The sequence below is a fragment of the Deltaproteobacteria bacterium genome (assembly GCA_003696105.1).
GTDB lineage: Bacteria > Myxococcota_A > Polyangia > Haliangiales > J016 > J016.
In genome coordinates this window covers 1-17,940 of the sequence record RFGE01000002.1, presented here as the reverse complement: position 1 = coordinate 17,940, position 17,940 = coordinate 1, and the positions used below count along the sequence as shown (strand labels likewise).

The window sequence follows — 17,940 nt, the reverse complement described above, 5'->3', positions numbered from 1 at the left end:
CTCGTCGCCCGCCGCGCCGCGAACGAAAGCGGCGTGCGACGAGCCGGCCTTCGAGTACAGTGGATGGCGCGAGCGGTGGCCACCGGCGGCGCGCGCGTGGCCTTCCGTTCGCCGCATCGACAGTCGCTGCAATGACTCGGACGGGCTCGTGGGTTTTTCGCCGCCGGCGGTCGTTCGCGCCCGGTGGGCGCGCGGTCGGCCGCCGCGCAGTCGCGGCGGCCGCCGCCGTTGTGGTCGCGTGCGGGTCGGATGCGTCCCCGCGCGCTCCGGTGGCGTCGTCGCCGGCGGCGAGTGCGCGCCCCGGCGACGCGCCGGCCATCGGCTCGGGGCCACAGCCCGCCTACGCGCGGCGGATCCCGTTCGATCTCGCGGTGCGGCCTGCAGCGCTGGTGCGCGTACCGGGCTCGCCGTCGGTGGCCGTCTCGGGCGTCCTCCCCGACGGCCGCCTGGCGCTGGCGCTCGTCGACGTGGCGGCGGCGCGCGTCGTGTGGACCGACGCGCGCTGGTGCAACGGCCAAGCCGTGCACGCGACGGCCGACGTCGTCGTATGCGCCAGCGGCAAGGGCGTCCGCGCGGTGCGCGTCGCCGACGGCGCGTTCGCGTGGTCGTCGCCGCGGCCGTTCCGCGCAGCGGCGGGTGACCGCGTGCTCGCGGGCTCCGTCGTCGTCGACGCGGCGACGGGCCGCGTGGTTCGCGCCGCGGCCGGCGGCGTGGATCTGGCCGACGCGCGCGCGCTGTGCCCCGACGGCACGGTATACGCCTGGCGCGGCGGCCAGCTGTCGGCGTTCGACGAGCGGCTCGCGCGGCGCTGGTCGGTCGACGCCGCGGATCTCGCCGCGGGCACCGACGGTGGCCAGGCGGTCGTCGCCGTGGACTGCGGCGCGCCCGCGATCGTCGCGCTGGCGGGCGCTGCGGGCGCCCGCTCGCTGATCGCGGTCGACCCCGCCACCGGCGCCCGCACCGGCGGTCCGATCGCCGCCCGCGGCTGGTGGCCGGCGCCGGCCGGCGACGGCGTTATCGTTGCGGATACATCTGGAATCGCGATGCGCGACCGCACGCTTGGTGAGCGCGTATCGCTGTCGCCGATCGCCGCCGCGGGGCCGCTCGTGGCCGCCGGCGACGGTCTGGCCATCGCGCGCGCGGCCGCGGGCACGGTCGTCGCGGTCGACGCGCACGGCATTCGCGCGTGGCTGGCGGCGCCGGCGGCGCCGCGCGTGGCCGTCGTCGTGGGCGAGCGCATGGCGGCGGCGGGCCGCGCCGGCCGGCCGCCCGAACACGGCGATCGGCTGTCGCTGTGGCAGTTGCCGCCGCCGGCACCGCGGCCTCCGGCGGTGCCGCCGCTGTCGCCGCCGGCCGTCGACGTGAGCGCCCGGCCGGTCGACCTGCCCGCGCCGACGCCGGCGGCGGCGGCCACGGTGTTCCCGGCGCCGGATCGGGGCCGCACGGCCGCCGGCCCGATCGCGGTGGCGGGGGGCCGCGTGTTCGCCGCGTCGTTCGAGCGGCGCCCCGCCGCCGACTACGGTGCGGCGCTGTCGGCGTTCGACTTGCGCGCGCGCCGGTGGGTGTGGCACGCCGACGCGGCGTGCGCGCCCGGTGCAGCCGTCGTCGCGGTGGCGGCGGGAGACGGCGTGGTCGTGTGCGCGACGCGCGCCCCGGCCGGCGCGGCCGACGTCGCGGCGGTCGACGCCGGTACGGGCGCGCTGCGCTGGCGCCGAGCGCTGCCGGCGATCGATGCGGTGGCCGTCGGCGGCGGCGTCGTCGTCGCGCGCTACGGCGATCGCGCGGTCGCGGTCGACGCGCGCACCGGTCGCGACGTTCGCGCGTGGCTCGCCGACAACGGCGTGGCACCTCGGGTCGTGCCGGCGCCGGCCGGTCCGGTCGCGGTCGAGGTCGGCGGCGTCGTGGCGGGCGACGGCTGGCGGCTTCGCGCGCGCGGCTACGTCGCGCGCCTGGCGGCGGCGGACCGCGCCGCGCTCGTCGCGTTGCACACCGGGGAGGTGTTCGCGGTCGACGCGGCGACCGGCGCGCCCGTCCCCGCGCCCGCGCCCGTCGCGATCGCAACGATCGGCACCGCGGGCGACCGCTGGTACGACCGGCCGGCCGCCGACGTCGTCCGGCTGTGGGCCGTGCCGGCGCGGCTGCTCGGCGCGTGGAGGTTTCCGCACGCGGTCGCGGTGGCGCCGCATCGCGACGGCAGCGGCGCGCCGATCGTGCTGGTCGACGGCTGGCGCGCAGGTCAGTTCGTCGAACTCGATCCCGACACGGGCGCGATCCGCGGGGCCCACGCATGGCCGGCCGACGCAGTGCGCGACGGCGTGTTCTCCGCGGTCGTGGACGGCCGGCCGATCGCCGGTATCGTGCGTCAACGGCCCCTTTCCGTCCACTTGTTCCCGCGGTAGGATGGCGACTCCATGGCGCTACCCATTGGTTCCGCGATCCGTTCTGCCGGCCGCTACATGCTGCGCAACCCGTTGAGCATGGCCAAGATGGCCAGGCATGCGCTCGGCATGCGCATTGCGATCCCGCTGGACGCGCTGCGCTGGTTCATCGCGAATACGCCGCCGAGCAAGAAGGCGCCGACCGACGTCACGATCGCCGCATATCCGCCGGCCATCGCGATCGGCGCGACCGTCGAGCTGATGGGCGCCACGTTGCGCGCGTCGGCGACGATCCGCGTCGACGAGCTGCGCATCGACGAGGATACGATGCGCATCACGCTGCGGCTGAGCGACGTGGATCTCCAGCCGCTCGGCGAATCGGACAGCCCCGTCGTCGGACTCATCAAGTCGGGCGCACTCGACCTGTCGAAGCCGGGCAACCTGGCCAACTTCATGCCGAAGAAGCCGCCGGCGCTCGTGTCGGCGCACGACGACGAGATCGTGATCGACTTGATGAAGGTGCCGAAGTTCTCGGCGAACCCGCGCTTGCGCCGGGTGCTGCGCACGCTCACGCCGGTGGTCAACGTCGCGGCGATCGGCACGGACGACGACATGCTCGTGGTCGGCCTGCGCGCCACGCCGGCGGGGCTGCCGCGCGCCCTGCAGGCGGCCCGCACCAACGGAGCCTACTGATCGTCGGGCCGGTCGCGGGGCGCCGCCGCGCGGCGACGCTCCGGTTTCGGCCGCCGCGCGGTCGGCGAGGTTCCGGCGTATACTCGACGGTTGCAGCGGTCTCGCGATCGGTGGCCGGTGTTGCCGGTCGAGACCGTGTGATGCCCATGCGTTGCAGCGACCACGACAGCCGCGCGGCACGACGGTGCGAACCGGCGCCTGCCGGGTGGGATCGGAGGATCGGATGACGCGCGGCAGCGAGCTGTTGGCCGATGGCGAACGCGCGCTCGCCGCGGGGGACAGCGAGCGCGCCTACGAGGTGCTGTGCCGTGCGCGCGACGCCGGGGTAGGTGATGAGGACGTGCCCCGCCTCGCCGCGGCGCTCGGCACGGCGGCGCGGTTCGTCGGCCGCCACGCCGACGTGCTCGACTGGATCGAGCAGGTACTCGCCGGTGCCGCCGATCCGGTGAACCGCGCGCGGTTCGAGCGCGCGCGCGTCGCCGTGTGCCGGCAGGTCGACGTCCGCCGCGTGCTGTCCGTCGCGGACGGGGCGCTCGCCGCAGCGGAGGCGGTCGGCGACCAGGAGGCGTACGCCGAGGTGCTCTCGCACGTCGCGTTCGCCGCGTATCGCAGCGGCGATCGGCGCACGGCGGCCCGCTGCGCCACCGAGGCGGAGACCCGGACGTTTTCGAGCCAGTCGGCGCAGTATGACGCGCTGCGCGCCCGCATGTTCGCGGCCATCTTACAGGGCCACAGCGAACTGGCGCTGTCGCTGTCGAAGGCCGCGCGCGATGTCGCGCTGGCGACCGGCCGGCGCGCGGACGCGGCCAACGAGTCCAACAACATCGCCGAGACCTTGCTCGAGCTCGGTCGCCCCGAGGCCGCGCGCGACGAGGCGACCGTTGCGGCGGAGCTGGCGCGCGAGACGGGGCACCGCCAGGTCGAATCGTTCGCCCGCGTATTGATGGCGCTGGCGACCGCCGAGTGCGGCAACCTCGATCCGGCGCTCGACATGCTCGCGCGCGTGCCCGAGCAGGTGGTCAACCACATGTTCGCCGTGGATGCGGCGGCCGCCGAGGCGTTCTGGTTGCTCGAGCGCGGCGCGGCCGGGGATGCGGCTCGCGCGCGGGACGTCGCGGGGGCCGCGATCGAGGAGGCTCGCGGCGTGGGGGCGTCCAACAAGCTCACGCACCTGTACAGCGCGCTGGCGCGCGCGCACGCGCGGACCGGCGATGCCGACGCCGCCCGAGCCGCGCTCGAGTTGGCGCGCCGGTCGCTCGACAAGACGGAGCCGTCCGCGGAGCTGTACCTCGCGCTCGCGTTCACCGAGGTGTTTCCGGTGACGGAGGCGGCTCGCCGCACGGCGCTGGGCAATGCGCGCAGTCGCATCCTGCGGGCCGCGTCGCGCCGCGACGATCCGCGCGCCTATTGTCTCCGGGTGCGCGTACATCGTCGCCTGCTCGAGCTGTCGGGGGGCGTGCCGGCCGATCTGTTGGCGTGACGGCGGCGGGAGTACAACGGGCGCGTGCTCGTCGGATCGAGCGGCGGCGCGGGCGCCGCGCGGCCCGCCGGCGTCCGCCGTGCGGCGGGCGCCGGGCGGAGCGTCGCCGAGCGCGCGCGGCTGCGGCGGTCGTCGCGGCGGTGACCGCCGCGGTCGCCGGCGGCTGCGCGGGCGATCCGGCGCCTCGGCCGGCGCCGGCGGACGCCGCACCGGCAGACGCCGCGGTCGGGCGGCTGGCCGAGCCGACCGGCATGCCGGCGTGGCGCGCCGTCGTCGACCGCGCGTCGCTGCTCGCGCGGCGCGGCCTCGAGGGGGACGTGTACGGCGCGCTCGGTCCGCCGGTCGCCGACGCGCCGGCCGAGCTGCGCTGGCTGATCGACGAAACCGAGGGCGACGGCGCGCTCGCGATCCGCGTGGCGTTGCCGGCCGCGGCGGCCGCGCTGTCGGCGGGCGCGCGCGTGCAGGTGCGCGGCGCGTGGACCGTCGACGCGGCGGGACGGTGGGTGTGGCGCGGTGCGCGCGTGTGGCGACTGCCGGGGGCCGCGCCGCCGCCGGCCGTGCCGCCGGGGCTCGCGCCCGTCGACGAGGCGCCGCCCGGCGCGCCCGTGCCGCCGTCGGCCGCGCGGCGGCGCGGCGACGTGGTCGCGTTTTGGGTGATCGCGCCGCCGGCGAAGCCCGGTGACGGCTGGCTGGTTGCCGATACACCGGATGGCGAGCCCGTCGCGTTCGCGGTGCTGCCGGGCGAGCGCGGCGCGTACGGCGGCCAGGACATGCTCGCGCCCGACGAGCAGTGGCCGCTCGAGGTCGGCGGCCACTACGCGATCGTGCTGGCACGGCGGCCGCGCCGCTCGGGCGCGCTGAGGCTGCTCGACAGCTCGCGGCCACCGTACCGACTGCCCGGCCGGCGGTGACGCCGGCCGGCGGCGATCGGGTGCGTCACTTCGCGCGCTGCACCTCGATCGACACCGGTTCGGCCCAATGCTTGTGCTCGTCCGTGTAGTACAGGTACGCGGTCGACGCCGGCGCCGCGAAGCGGCCCGGCACCGCGGCCAAGAGTTGCAGGTCGATCTCCGCGGCCGCTTTCGGCGCCATCGACCGCCAGTACAGCACGACCTCGCGGTCGCGCGTCTCGAAAAAGTCGATCTGGCCCTTGTCGACCAGCTCCTTGAGCTGCCACGTCTGGAACTGCAGGCCGCCCGGGATGCCGACGCGCGCCAGCGTCATCGGCAGCCCTTCGCTCGTGAGGTTCCGCATCGACACGTGCATGCGCACGCTCTCACCCCACGGTACGGTCGCGCGGTCGAGTTTGGTGTGGATGGCGACCTTCGCGTCCGGGCTCGACGCCGGTTGCTCGCTGCGATACGCGACCACCATGCTGTACGGCATCGGCGCGGTCGATTCCATGCGCAGTTCGATCGTGTTGTGGCCCGGCTTCAGGTGGCGGCCGAGGCCGCGCAGTTCGAGCGCGCCCCGCTCGCCGGCGGTCCAGTCGATCGATCCGGCCTTCGCGCCGTTGACGTACACGTCGACGTGGCCCGGTGCTCGTGGCGTGCGCGTGGCCGCTGCGTAGCGCGCCAGCGCGCGCAGCGCCAGCACGGTGGACTGGGTCGACCCGTAGCCGCCGTAGCCGCTGCGGTGCGCATCGATCCACTCGATCGCCTTGGTCACGCGGGGCAGATAGCGCGGGCCGCCCTTCATCAGGGCCATCGCCGCCAGGGCGGTGGTCTCGATCGTGAGCGCGACGCCGCCCGAGCGCGTGATCGAGTGGTCTGCGCCGGCAAACGCGCCGTCTTCGCCGGCCATGCCGGCAAGCTTGTCGAGCGCCGCGCGCGTGTCCGCCGCGTCCGGGGCGACGTTGGCCAGCACGTTGGCCGCCAACGCCATCAGGTACGGGTCGGTCGTCGTCCGAGCGACGTTGCGTTGATACGCGACCTCGGCGTCGAGGTCGCGCTCCCCGGCCTCGGTGAGCGCCCACGTGATATAGCCGTTGGTGACCTGCTCGCTCGCGCGGCCGAACGAGTCGAGCGCGCGCGGGTTGCGCAAGTAGCCGCCCTTGCCGTCGCGGCGAGAGCGCAGCCACGCGCGGGTGCGCGCGACCATCCGGTCGTCGACGTCGGGGAACACCTTTTTCATGTCGGCGAACTCCATCAAGCCGTATGCGGTGAGCGCCTCGTGTCCCGGGTCGCCGCCGAACCACTCGTAACCGCGCGTCGGGCTCTCGTATCCGGTGAGCAGCTTGTATCCCTTGTCGAGCAGTCGGTGGGCGCGCGCGACGACATCCGGGTCGGCGGCGTCGTGTTCCTCGAGATAGCTGAGCACCATGATGTTCGGGTAGTTCGAGCTGGACGCCTGCTCGAAGCAGCCGTACGGCTCGCGCAGGATCGCCTCGGTGCCCTTGGTCATCGTGGCCAGCGGCGACGGGTACAGCGTCAACTGGGCGGAGATCGTTCCGGGCACGACCGCGCGCAAGTCGACCTCGTGGCGCGCGACCGTCTGGAGCGTGCCCGCGAAGCTGTGTTCCTGCGGGAACCCGACCGGCACGACGTCGATGGTGCGCTCGATCGCGTCCTCGAGATGCGCCGCGCGCACGGCGATGCGAACGCGGCCGTCGGCCGGATCGTTGCCGTTGCCGGTCACGTCGAGGGCGACGAACAGGGATTTGCGCTCGCCGGGGCCGAGGCGGACGCTGCCGGGCAGGGCGTGCGTGACGCGGAACGCCGGCCCGAACTCGGCGACCACCTCCGCGGTGTACGGGCGCGCGGTCTCGTTCGCGACGGTGACCGGCAACTCGATGCGGTCGCCGGCGGACACCTCGAGGGGCAGCTTGGCGACGAGCGACACCGGGAGCTTGGACTGGACCAGGGCTTCGCCGCGGCCCGCGATGCCCGCGGACGAGACGCCCTCGGCCGTGGCGCGAAACGACGTCACCGCGTCCGACAGCGAAAACGACACGGTTGCGGTGCCGTCGTCGCCGGTGCGCACCGACGGCGCCCAGTAGATCGTCTCGCGGAAGTCGACGCGCGGCCCGTCGTACGAGCTGTCGTAGTTGGGCGCCGAAAACTCGCGCACGGGCGCCCACATCAACATCTCGTCGCCCGCGGCGCGCCCCGCACCGAGCCCGCCGCCGCCCGCGATCCAGTCCTCGTCCACGTCGGCCTCGGCCCGCGCGTCGAACTTGTCGTCGACGAGTCCCCGCGCGTTGCGCTGGTCCTTGTTGCGTCGTGCGACGTGGTCGCGGGCGGGTGCCGGCTCGGCAGGGGGCGCCGGGGGGCGCGCCCTTTCGGCCACGACGCGCTGGCGACGCACCGGGCCGCGCCGACCCGCTTTTCTGACCTTGCGCTGTTCGAGAACCATCGCGCGCGGCGCGTCGTCGTCTCCACCCGCGAGTGCCCCCTCCGCGGCCGTCTCCGTCTGCGGTCGCAGCACAACCTCCCACGCGAACCGGCGCCACCCCTGTGTGCCGAGCACGAGGTCGAGCGCCGCGGGTGCTTTCGGGTCGTCCGAGAAGTAGAAGTTGGGCTCCTCGATTGTCTGGCCCGGCATCTCCGGCTCGAGGTACAGCTTGGCCAGCAGGTGGCCGGTCTTGTCGTCGGCGTAGCTCAGCACGGTGTCGTCCACGACGGCGACCGCGAGGTCGGCCGGGACCGGCTTGCCGTCGAGGCCGGTGGTCCGCACGGTGAGGGTGACGCGGTCGCGCGGCGCGTACGACTCGCGGTCCGGCTCGATCGCGACGCGCATGTCCTGGCCGCGGCCCCGGTAGACCAGCCGCTCGGCGAGCGGGTCGCCGGCGTCGTCGAACAAGGTGACGCGGACGGCGCCCTGCTCCCAGCGCGGCACGTCGAGCGCGATCACCGCCGGCTCGCGAGCCGGCACCGCGACGGCCTGGGTCGCGAGGCGACGTTCGCGCACCATCGCGGTCGCGATGACCGTGCGCGGCGCGGTGCACCACACGGCCACGCGCAGGTCGTCGCGCTCGTTGGCGAAGTCGTCGATCGACTGCATCGCGCAGCCCGCGGCGCGGGCGGCCGGCAACGCGAACGTCTGCTCGATCCCGGCCGGCTTGACGATGCGCGCGGTATAGGTGCGGCCGGGCTTCGGCGTGAGTTCGAATCGCCCCATGCCGTTGTGCAGGGACGCGAACTCGGCGACGATCGCGCCGCGATCGTCGACGACGACGCCGCTGACGTCGGCCGGCTTGCCGATGAGGTTCTTCGCCTGGAAGTAGACGCGGCCCGGGAGGCCGGCCACCAGGTCGCCGCCCTCGGGAAACAGCGCGAACTGGATCTTGGCCAGGGTGATCGGGATCCGCTTCTGGATCGACTCGGCGACGCCGCCGTCGTCGACCACGATGGTGAGAAGGCCGTCTCCGCGGGCGATCTCGCGCGGCAACGAGAAGCGAACGAGCGCCTTGCCGTCCGCCGACGTCGCGACCGGCGCGCGCGCGACCTCGGCGCCGTCGACCGTCGCGATCGCCGTGATCGCCGTCGTGGCGAGCGGCTCGCCGGTCGCGCGGTGCAACGCCAGCGCGGCGGTCACGGCGTCGCCGGGGCCGTACGCCTTGCGCAAGAACTCGAGCTTCTTTTTGACGCGCGGCGGCTGGTACGACGACACGATCAGCTTGCGCTCGGCGAACGCGCCGGTGTCCGAGCGCGCGCGCAAGGTGTACTCGCCGCCCGGGATCCCCGCGGGCAGCTCGAAGTCGTTGCGCGTGAGGCCGCGTTCGCTGCGGACGCGCTTGCGGATCAACGTAGACCCTTGCGGAGTGATGAACTCGACCGTGGTGCCGATTCCGTCGGCCGCGGCGTTGGACAGGTCGCGCGTCGCCAGCTCCCACACGCGGAACCAGATCGTTTCGCCCGGCTGGTACAGCGGCTTGTCGACCGACAGCACCACGCGATGGGTCTGCAAGCGGGCAAAGTAGTCGTCGACCGCCCGTGCAATGCGGCGCTGAGTCGCGCCGGGCGGCGTCGCGCGGGCGGGCTCCATCGCGGCGAGCGCGCGCTGCAGCGGCGTCGGCTCGATCGGCGGGGCGACGTCGGCGGCGGGCGGCGGCGCGTCGGCGACGGTCGGGCCGGCGGCGGGGCGGGAGGGTCCGTGCGTGCCGCAGGCGGTGACGGACAACAGGGCGATCGGGACGAGCGCGTGACGTGCCATGTCCGCTTGCAACGCACGGCGGCCGCAGTGGGTCTACCGGCGGGCGGGCGGTGCGCCCGGGGCGGCGCCGCGCGGTCGCGGGGCCGCGGGCGTCGGCCAACGCCCGTCGCGGGGCTACTGGCGAGCGGGCGGGCGGTGCGCGGTGCGGGGTCAGCGCCGCGCGGCCGCGGCCGCGCGGGCGTCGGCCAGCGCCCGCGCGATCTCGGGCCGATCGGGCGCCAGCGCCGCCGCGCGCGCGAGCGGGGCAACCGCATCCGCCGGACGGCCGCGCCGCAGCAGGAAGATGCCGTAGTTGTAGGCGAGCGTCACGCTCGGTGCTCCGGCTCGATCGAGAGCCATGGCGAACGCCGCCTCTGCGCGGGCCGGATCGCCCGTCCGGTCGTAGGCGATGGCGAGGAACATCCACGCATCCGGCCCGGCAAACGGCGCGCGCGTCGCCGCTTCGCACGCCGGCACGGCGACGTCGGGGCGGAACCGCGCGAGCACCGCGCAGCGCGTCTCGGCCGCGGTCGCGAGGTCGTGCGGCATGGACAACGCGCGGTCCAGGTGGGCGGCTGCGCGCTCTGCGTCGCCAAGTTGTGCATACACCGACGCCGCCGCCAGATGCGGCAGGGCGACGTCGTCGCGCACCGCGAGCGCCCGGCGCACCAGCGCGAGCGCCGCGCCGGCGTCGCCGCGGCTCGCCGCGTCGCGCGCGGCGTTCGCGAGCGCCTTGACGTTGCGCGGCGCGTCCTCGACCGTCTTCGCGTGCAGGGTCACGTCGTCGCGCCAGTCGCCGACGCGCACCGCGCTGCGCACCGAGAAAGCGGCGATCGCGACCGCCACCGCGGCGCCCGCCGCCCGCGCCACCGCCTGCCGCGCGCCGGCCGCGCGGCCGACCGCCCAGCCGACCGCGAGGCACAGCCCGGCGCTCGGCAGGTACAGCACGCGCTCGGCGAACCACATCGGCAGCGTCGGCCCCAGGTGGCTCACGATCGCGTACGGCGCGAGCCACCACGCGAGCATCGCCGACAACTCCGGCCGGCGCCGCGCGGCCAGCACCATCGCGGCGATCGTGGTCGCCAACAGCGCCCATCCCGCGATCGCGACGGCGGTCGGCCCGGTCGCCGGCTCGACGGCCGCGTACGAGTAGTCCGCCAGCAGGGTCACCGGCGCGACGAACTTGGCGAGAGCCAGCGCATAGCAGTGGCCGGCGGTCCACAGGCGCGCGGCGAGTCCCGCGTGCGCGACCGGGTTTTCGAGCGGCCCCGGGTGCGCGCCGCCCAGCGCGCCGAGCACGGCGTAACGCGCCGCGAGCCATGCGGCCGCGACGGCCAGCGGGAGCGCCCACCGCCAGCGGCCGCCGCGGTCCGGGCGGGTGACGGCGCGCCATGCGAGCGCGGCGGCGGCGCCGGCCGCCATCTCCTTGGCCAGCAGCGCGAGCGCGAGCGCGCCCGCGGCGACACCGGGGCGCCGCCGCTCCCACGCGAGACCGGCGGCCAGCGCGAGCACGGCCATCAGCAGGTCGGCGCGCCCGACGCCCGGCGCGATCGCGTCGACGTGCACCGGGTGGACCGCGAACAGCGCGCCGGCGGCCAGCGCCGCCTCGTCGCGCAATCCGAGCGCGCGGCCGAGCAGGGCGACCAGCGCGGCCGCCAGCGCGTGCAACAGCAGGTTGACCGCGTGGTAACCGGCGGGGTCGAGTCCGCCGGCCGCCCGGTTCCACGCCAGCGTGAGCGTGGTGAGGGGGCGCCACGCGGCGTCGCGTTTCAGGTAGCCCGGCCCCCAGAAGCCGGAAGTGAAGTGCGCCGCGAGGTCCGCCGGCCGCGCCGTGTTCGGGTTGCGCTCGATCGCCCAGTGGTCGTCGAACGTCAGCTCGTTGTTGATCGTCCCGCAGTGCAGCGCCGCCGCGAGCACCGCGATACCGACCGTCGTTAGCGCGAACCGGCTCACCGTCCTTCGGCAGTGTAGGGGCTGTCCCCAAATACAGCACACCACGTGCTATGTGCCTGAAACCTCTTGCTGCGTTGCTCCCCGGATCCGTGGTCCCACCACCAAGCGCCTTCGCCGCGCCTTGCCTGAACTTCCATGGACTTCGCCCGAGGAGGCTGTTGCGTGTCGGCGCGCCAGCGAGGTTGGGAGATGCGAGGCGAGGTTCGGCGTACGCCCGCAGCGCACGAGGGCGCGTATCCACATACGGAACCGACGGGCGCGAGGACGTACGCCGACGATCGCCCGCAGATCGCGACCGCAGCCAGCGGCTATGCGCAACAGCCTCCTGGTGCACTACATTCCGGCACGGGCCCCTGGTCCGCCGGTGTAGGCTCGTGGCATCTCCGCGCCGGCCATGGACCTGTACGCCTCCACCGTCGCCACGTCGCTCGGCCCCGTCTGGTATGCGGTGCGCGACGGCGCGCTCGCCGCGCTATATTTCGCCGATCGGACCGACCGCGCGGCCGCGCATCTGGCGCGCTGGTATCCGGGCGTCGCGGTGGTCGACCGCCGCACGGGCGCGGTGGAGCGCGCGCTCGCCGCGTATTTCGCGGGCGACGTCGGCGCGCTCGCCGCGGTCGACGCCGCGCCGCGCGGCACGCCCTTCCAGCTCGCGGTGTGGCATGCGCTGCGCGCGATTCCGCCGGGGGCGACGTGGACGTACGCACAGCTCGCCGCGCGTGTCGGCCGCCCGCGGGCGGCGCGGGCGGTCGGCGCGGCCAACGGCGCCAACCCGGTGTCGCTCGTGCTGCCGTGTCACCGCGTGATCGGCGCCAGCGGCCGGCTCACCGGCTACGGCGGCGGCATCGACCGCAAGCGGTGGCTGTTGGTCCACGAGGGGGCGTTGCCGGCGTGACGCGCAGCGGGATCGACGCGATGCGGGTGCGCGCGCGGCGCCGGGCGTGTAGGCTCACCGCGTGATCCCGGTCGTCGTGCTCACCGGCTTTCTCGGCAGCGGGAAGACCACGTTGCTCAATCGGCTGTTCCGCGCGCGGCCGCCCGGCCGCGGCCGATTCGCGATCGTCGTCAACGAGTTCGGCGACGTCGGGGTCGACGCGGCGCTGTTGCCGTCCGCCGAAACGCGCCAGGTGGAGCTGCCCGGGGGCTGCGTGTGCTGCCAGCTGGTCGACGATCTCCAGACGACGCTCGACGACCTGGTCGAGGCCGCCCCCGATCTCGACACCATCGTCATCGAGACCACCGGCATTGCCAACCCACTCCCGATCAGCTGGACGCTCGAGTCGCCGCCGCTGGACGCGCGCCTGCGCCTTGCGGCGATCGTCGCCGTGGTCGACCCCTTCGAGCACGAGGCCGCCCGGCGTGAGTCGCCGAGCGCCGATGCCCAGGTGCGCTATGCCGACTTGCTCGTGGTGTCGAAGCTGGACCGAGGGCCGAGGGACGTCGATGCGCTCGTCGCGAGCCTGCGCGAGCGCAACGACGCCGCGCCGATCCTGCTCGAGCCGCCCGAACGGGTGGCTCCCGTGTTGTGGCGGTTCCTGGAGGATCCGCCGCCGCCGGCCGCCGCGGGGGTGCGAGATCCGGCCGCCGGCGACCACGCGGACGGACTGACCAGCGTGGCCGTGGACGCGCCCGACGTCTACGATCTCGAGGCGCTGGCGGAGGCGCTCGAGGCGCTGCCGCCGTCGATCATCCGGATGAAAGGGGTGCTCCGCGTGGTGGACGGCGAGCGGGGAGCTCTCCGCCCGGCGCTGTACGCCGTGCACCGGGTGGGCGCCCGCGTGAGCGCGGAACCGGCGCCGGCGGCCTCTCCAACCCCGCTGGTCGCCATCGGTCGGGACGTCGACCCCGCCGGGGTGGCTGACTGTCTGCGCGCGGCCGTGCTACCCTCGGAGTCGGGGTAGGATTCGCATTTCGAGGCGTTGCAGGTGCAGACCGACCGGCCGAAAGCCACGACGCTGCGCGAACTCCTGGTGGAGTTGCGCGACGGGTACAACCTGTTCGAGCCGATCTTGATCGAGATCGACGCCGGCAGTAGCGCCATGCCGGACGTCACCGTGGACCGCACGGTCACCAGCGGCAAGCCGTTCGACTGGGCGCAGCATTACACGCGCGAGTACGCGGGCCATCGGTTCCTGGTGGTCGCGCCGCAGTCGGGCGCCGGATCGGGCAGCGAGGTCGAGGTGACCATCGGCCGCAGTCGCAGTTGCGACGTCCGCCTCGACAACGATTCGGTGAGCAAGCTGCACGCCAAGGTCATCTTCGACCGTCACAGCGGCGACTACTTCATCGTGGACGAAAACTCGCGCAACGGCAGCTGCATCAACGGCGAGCCGCTTCAGCCGCTGGTGCGAGCGCCGATCTGGTCTGGGGCGTACGTGAGTTTCGGCGACGCGCTGTTCGTGTTCATCGACCCGCCGACGTTGCGCAAGCTGTCGTCGCTCGCCAGTTGATCGTGCTCCGGTCGACCGCTAAGCGCGACGCCGCGATGCACCGACCGCAGCGTGCGGCCGCCGCTGCCGTGGCGGCGGTACTGCTTTGTGGTTGTGCAGACAACGGAATCGCACTCGTCGCGGCGTCGCCGGACGACGACGACCACGGCCGTGCGGCGCTGTTGGCGGCGGTCGAAGCGCACGCCGCCAAGCCGCCGACGCCCGCCAACTACCGCGCGTTCGTGCTCGAGCTGCGCGCGCTGCGGCCGCGATTCAACGCCGAAGTGGCCCAACACGCGGATTTGTACGAAACGTTCTTCGCGCTACCGGTGCTGCAGGCCGTTGCCGACCGACCGCGGGACGAGCAACTCGACGCGCTGGCGCTCACCGTACTGCCGTCGGCGTTCGGCGTCGATCCGGCCCCGGGGGAAGACGCGCGCGCGTATCTGTTGCGCGTGTGCGGCCGCGAGCAGCCGCTCGAGTGCAAGCAGTACGTCCCCGAGGGATGGCCGGTCGTGCTGCTCGCGCGGGCGCGTCGCGACCTCAAGCACCGGGCGAGCGAAGCGCTCCATGCGTGTACGATCTGCGGCGACGTCGCCGTATACGAGCGCATGCTCGCCGAGTTCGCCGATGCGGTCGCGGCCGAGGATGCCTACGCGGCCGAGCATGCCGACGACTATCTGCCCGGCTGCTGGGCGCTGGCTGGCGATCGCGCACAACCGGTGACCGAGGACGCGCCGCTGTTGGCAATCGACACGGACGGCCACGCCACCCTCGACGCCGACCCGCTGTCGGGCGGCGACGGCGAGCCGCTGTCCGGCGGTTCGTGGGTACGCGCCCTCGCGGCGGCGCGACGCGGTCGCTCGCTGCTCGCGGTCCACCTGCGCCCCGGCGACCGCGTGCGTACGTTGCGCGCGATCGAGCGGGATGCGGCGCGCGCCGGCTACGCGGCGATCGCGCTGCGCGTGCGGCGGGCCGGCTACCCGTATCCGCTGCGCGAGTACCGGATCGATCTGCCGGCCGGCACGCGGCGCGTCGACGTGCGCGAGGTCGATACGATCCAGATCCTCGCGCGCGCCGTCGATGCGCGGTGATCGGCGGCGCGCGCGCATCGCGCCCTACGGCTTGGGCACCGGCGGCGGCGGGATCAGGCTTGCCGGCGCGCGTTTGGCGTCGAGCTCGCGAAACAGCAGCGCCGGCGTGACGATCGAACTCTCGATCCCGGCCGACGGCACGAACCCCGGGCCACCGCCGCGCAGGCGAAGCCCGGTGCCGTCGTCCGTGGTCGCGAGGAAGCTCAGCACCGCCGGCCGGTTGCCGACCGCGATGACGTCGCGCCAGATGCGCAGCGGCGTCTCCGCGAGCTGGACGCCGCGTACGAGTTCGATGCGGCCATCCGTGTACAGCCGGTAGGCGAGGGCGACGCGTGGCAACTCGCTGCCGCGGCGGGCGTTGAGTTCTTCGAGGAGCTGGCGCGGGCCGAGCTCGCCGTTGGCGGTGACCACGGGGTCGTCGAACTGCGCCACGATCAACCCGTAGTCCAGGCCCTGCGCTTTGGCCTCCGCGATCAGTGCGCGGCGCAGCGCGCGGGCCGACTTGCCCCGGTGGCCGCGCAGAAACAGGTTGGTCGGGCTCCCGGTGAAGATGCCCGTCCCGGCCCGCCGCGCGTGGCCGTTGCTGTGCGCGATCTTGGCCGACGGGGTGCGGCTCATCAACAGCGTGACGAGCTTGCCCCGATCGATGACCTGCACGCGTCGGCCGGGCACGCCCTCGTCGTCGAACCGGTAGCCGCCGATGAGCGCGTGGCCGGCGGCGCGGTTCGTCGTCGGGTCGTCGATGACCGACAGTAGCGGCGACACGACGCGCAGCCCGATCCGATCGGTGAGCTTGCCGCCGAGGAAGTCCTCGTCCGGCGACCCGTCGGGCACGGGCGTGCCCGACAGCTGCGGCGCGAGCGTGTGGCGCACGATGCCGGCCGCGCCGACCCCCTCGAACAGCACCGGGCCCGTGTAGTTGCCCAGCACAGGGGCCGCGCGCAGCGCGTCGAGCTGATCCGCGAGGGAGGCCGCTTCCTTTTCGAGCGCCGCGACCGGAGGCAGGTCGGCGAGCGTGTGGCCGTAGTGCGACGTGTACAGCGACAACACCTCGCCGTCGTCGGCGCGGGTCGACGCGACGATCACGACGCCGGTGACCCGCCGCGTGTCGTGGGCGCGCGTGCCCTCGGCGTTGAGGTACCACCGGCGCTCGAGGAAGCTCGTGTAGGCGACGTGGGATTCGCGAATCGTCGGGCGGTCGCGGAACGCCAGCGACACCCTCGCGGCGAGCGCTTCGAGGTCGCTCGCCGACTCCAGCGGCGGCACGACGACCGGGTCCATCGCGACGACCGGCGGCTCGCGCGTGTAGCTCGGTACGGCCGCGCCGGCGGTCGTTCGCCGCCGCAAGCTCGCCTGCTTGGCGGTGTACTGCGCGAGCGCTTCCTGAAACGCCGCGTCGGTTGCGAGCCACGCGGCCTTGCGCGCGATGCGCGGCGTCGCTTCGAGCGGCAGCGTGATGCTCGCCAGCCCGTCGACGTCTTCCTGGCGCGGAATGACGAAGTTGGCGTTGTCGAGCTGGTAGTCGCCGACGCGCACGCTCGCGTCGAGGTTGACGAAGTGGCGCTCGCGCTTGGCGAGCGTCGCACCGAGGCTGGCGGACACGTCGTTGACCTCGACCTCGGTGACCTTGTAGGCGATGAAATACGGCTTCGGCTCCCCGGGCACTTCGAGGGATGCGAGCGAGCGCCCGAGTTCCGCTTCGATCTCGCCGAGCACCTCGGCGGTGACCGCACGCGATTCGATGGACGTGGACGTCGCCGCCGCGGTGCCGAGGCCGGCCGCCGCGAGCGCCGCGACAACAACTGGTTTTGCCTTCATCGCCGGGTCTCCTCGGCCGGTTGGGTCGCGCCGACTCCTTCCGACAGCGCCGGCGGCGGCAGGATCGGGCCGCCGCCGGACGGCGCGGTGGTTCGCGCGACTTCGAGCTGGCGCAACAACAGGCTCGGCGCCGACGCCGACACCGGCACCCAGCCACTCTCGGCGCCGCACATCCCGTTGAACGTCTCCACCTCGCGGCTCGCCGCCAGGATCGACCCGAGGGCGATCAGTGGGGTGCCCTCGATGTCGACCCCGCGGACCAGTTCCTTTCTGCCGTCTGGATACACGCGGTACGCCATGATCGGGTTGACCTTGAACGACTGCGGCTGGAACCGCGACGTGTTCGTGAACCCGCCGCTGATGTCGGTGAACATCATGCCGTACGGCTTGCCCTGCCGTTTGATCTCCGCGATCAGCATCTTCATCAGCTCGTCCTCTGACACCGAGCGCGCCGCCTCGACCACGAGGTTGCCCTGCCGGCTCACCGCCCAGCGCCCCGGCTCCTTGCGCCCGTGGCCGTTGGAGTGCGGGAACCCGTCGAGCGGCTGGCGTCCCAGCACGAACCCCTTCAGCACGCCGTGTTCGACGAGCGACGCGCGCTGGCCCGGCACACCCTCGTCGTCGAAGCGGTAGTGGCCGTTGAGGAACACGCCGTTGAGCGCGGTGAGGGACGGGTCGTCGTACACCGTCATCCACTCCGGCATGATCCGTTCGCCGAGCTTCGACGAGAACGTCTGGCCGCTGGTCTCGTCCTTTTGCCGGTGCCCCTCGATCCGGTGGCCGAACACTTCATGGAAGAACACCGCCGCGGCGCGCCCCTGCAGGATGGCCGGCCCGTCGTACGGCTCTGCGATCGGCGCCTTGTGCAGAGCGTTCAGATCGGCCGTGACGCGCTCGATCATGCGGTCGACCTCCGCTTCGTCGGGCAGGTCGCCGGGCGTCGCCGCGTAGCGCGTCTCGAT

At 74.0% G+C, this 17,940-nt stretch carries 12 protein-coding genes; 8 read left to right on the top strand and 4 right to left on the bottom strand.

Features of this window, described 5'->3' with window-relative positions; all coding sequences use genetic code 11:
* Positions 1–131: 131 nt before the first annotated feature.
* The 4 genes from D6689_00170 to D6689_00155 all read left to right on the top strand — a co-directional run bounded on the left by D6689_00170 (position 132) and on the right by D6689_00155 (position 5,462).
* Positions 132–2,399 (top strand): hypothetical protein, encoded by a 2,268-nt coding sequence (locus tag D6689_00170; protein ID RMH45324.1) that lies wholly within the window; start codon positions 132–134, stop codon positions 2,397–2,399.
* An 87-nt stretch (positions 2,400–2,486) separates the two neighbouring features.
* Positions 2,487–3,071 (top strand): hypothetical protein, encoded by a 585-nt coding sequence (locus tag D6689_00165; protein RMH45325.1) that lies wholly within the window; start codon positions 2,487–2,489, stop codon positions 3,069–3,071.
* A 223-nt stretch (positions 3,072–3,294) separates the two neighbouring features.
* On the top strand, positions 3,295–4,551 hold the full coding sequence (locus D6689_00160) for a hypothetical protein (GenBank protein ID RMH45323.1): 1,257 nt from the start codon (positions 3,295–3,297) through the stop codon (positions 4,549–4,551).
* Positions 4,552–4,691: 140 nt separating this feature from the next.
* The gene (locus tag D6689_00155) at positions 4,692–5,462 is read left to right on the top strand and encodes a hypothetical protein (GenBank protein RMH45322.1); all 771 of its coding nucleotides are present in this window, start codon (positions 4,692–4,694) and stop codon (positions 5,460–5,462) included.
* A 25-nt stretch (positions 5,463–5,487) separates the two neighbouring features.
* Here D6689_00155 and D6689_00150 read toward each other — a convergent pair whose 3' ends face one another.
* Together D6689_00150 and D6689_00145 are read right to left on the bottom strand one after the other, a co-directional pair.
* Positions 5,488–9,705, bottom strand: a complete 4,218-nt coding sequence (locus tag D6689_00150) for a hypothetical protein (GenBank protein RMH45321.1) — start codon at positions 9,703–9,705, stop codon at positions 5,488–5,490.
* Between the two features lie 150 nt (positions 9,706–9,855).
* Complete coding sequence (locus D6689_00145; protein RMH45320.1) at positions 9,856–11,637, bottom strand: tetratricopeptide repeat protein; 1,782 nt, start codon at positions 11,635–11,637, stop codon at positions 9,856–9,858.
* Positions 11,638–12,031: 394 nt separating this feature from the next.
* Between D6689_00145 and D6689_00140 the strand changes: the two genes are divergently transcribed.
* The 4 genes from D6689_00140 to D6689_00125 all read left to right on the top strand — a co-directional run bounded on the left by D6689_00140 (position 12,032) and on the right by D6689_00125 (position 15,160).
* Complete coding sequence (locus tag D6689_00140) at positions 12,032–12,532, top strand: methylated-DNA--[protein]-cysteine S-methyltransferase (protein ID RMH45319.1); 501 nt, start codon at positions 12,032–12,034, stop codon at positions 12,530–12,532.
* A 61-nt stretch (positions 12,533–12,593) separates the two neighbouring features.
* The gene (locus tag D6689_00135; GenBank protein ID RMH45318.1) at positions 12,594–13,538 is read left to right on the top strand and encodes a GTP-binding protein; all 945 of its coding nucleotides are present in this window, start codon (positions 12,594–12,596) and stop codon (positions 13,536–13,538) included.
* Between the two features lie 24 nt (positions 13,539–13,562).
* Entirely contained in the window at positions 13,563–14,087 is a 525-nt protein-coding gene (locus D6689_00130; GenBank protein ID RMH45317.1) for an FHA domain-containing protein, read from the top strand.
* Entirely contained in the window at positions 14,084–15,160 is a 1,077-nt protein-coding gene (locus D6689_00125; protein RMH45316.1) for a hypothetical protein, read from the top strand. Before D6689_00130 ends, D6689_00125 begins: the two co-directional genes overlap by 4 nt.
* 24 nt (positions 15,161–15,184) lie before the next feature.
* On the opposite strand, the gene D6689_00120 is transcribed toward D6689_00125, so the two are convergent.
* Together D6689_00120 and D6689_00115 are read right to left on the bottom strand one after the other, a co-directional pair.
* Positions 15,185–16,978, bottom strand: coding sequence for a hypothetical protein (locus D6689_00120; protein ID RMH45315.1), 1,794 nt, complete (start codon positions 16,976–16,978; stop codon positions 15,185–15,187).
* On the bottom strand, positions 16,975–17,940 hold the full coding sequence (locus tag D6689_00115) for a hypothetical protein (GenBank protein RMH45314.1): 966 nt from the start codon (positions 17,938–17,940) through the stop codon (positions 16,975–16,977). Before D6689_00115 ends, D6689_00120 begins: the two co-directional genes overlap by 4 nt.

What these genes read in the sequence shown, in the direction of transcription:
- D6689_00170 (RMH45324.1), top strand. Translation starts at nt 132, where the DNA reads ATGACTCGGACGGGCTCGTGGGTTTTTCGCCGCCGGCGGTCGTTCGCG.
- D6689_00165 (RMH45325.1), top strand. Translation starts at nt 2,487, where the DNA reads ATGGCCAGGCATGCGCTCGGCATGCGCATTGCGATCCCGCTGGACGCG.
- D6689_00160 (RMH45323.1), top strand. Translation starts at nt 3,295, where the DNA reads ATGACGCGCGGCAGCGAGCTGTTGGCCGATGGCGAACGCGCGCTCGCC.
- D6689_00150 (RMH45321.1), bottom strand. Translation starts at nt 9,705, where the DNA reads ATGGCACGTCACGCGCTCGTCCCGATCGCCCTGTTGTCCGTCACCGCC.
- D6689_00140 (RMH45319.1), top strand. Translation starts at nt 12,032, where the DNA reads ATGGACCTGTACGCCTCCACCGTCGCCACGTCGCTCGGCCCCGTCTGG.
- D6689_00120 (RMH45315.1), bottom strand. Translation starts at nt 16,978, where the DNA reads ATGAAGGCAAAACCAGTTGTTGTCGCGGCGCTCGCGGCGGCCGGCCTC.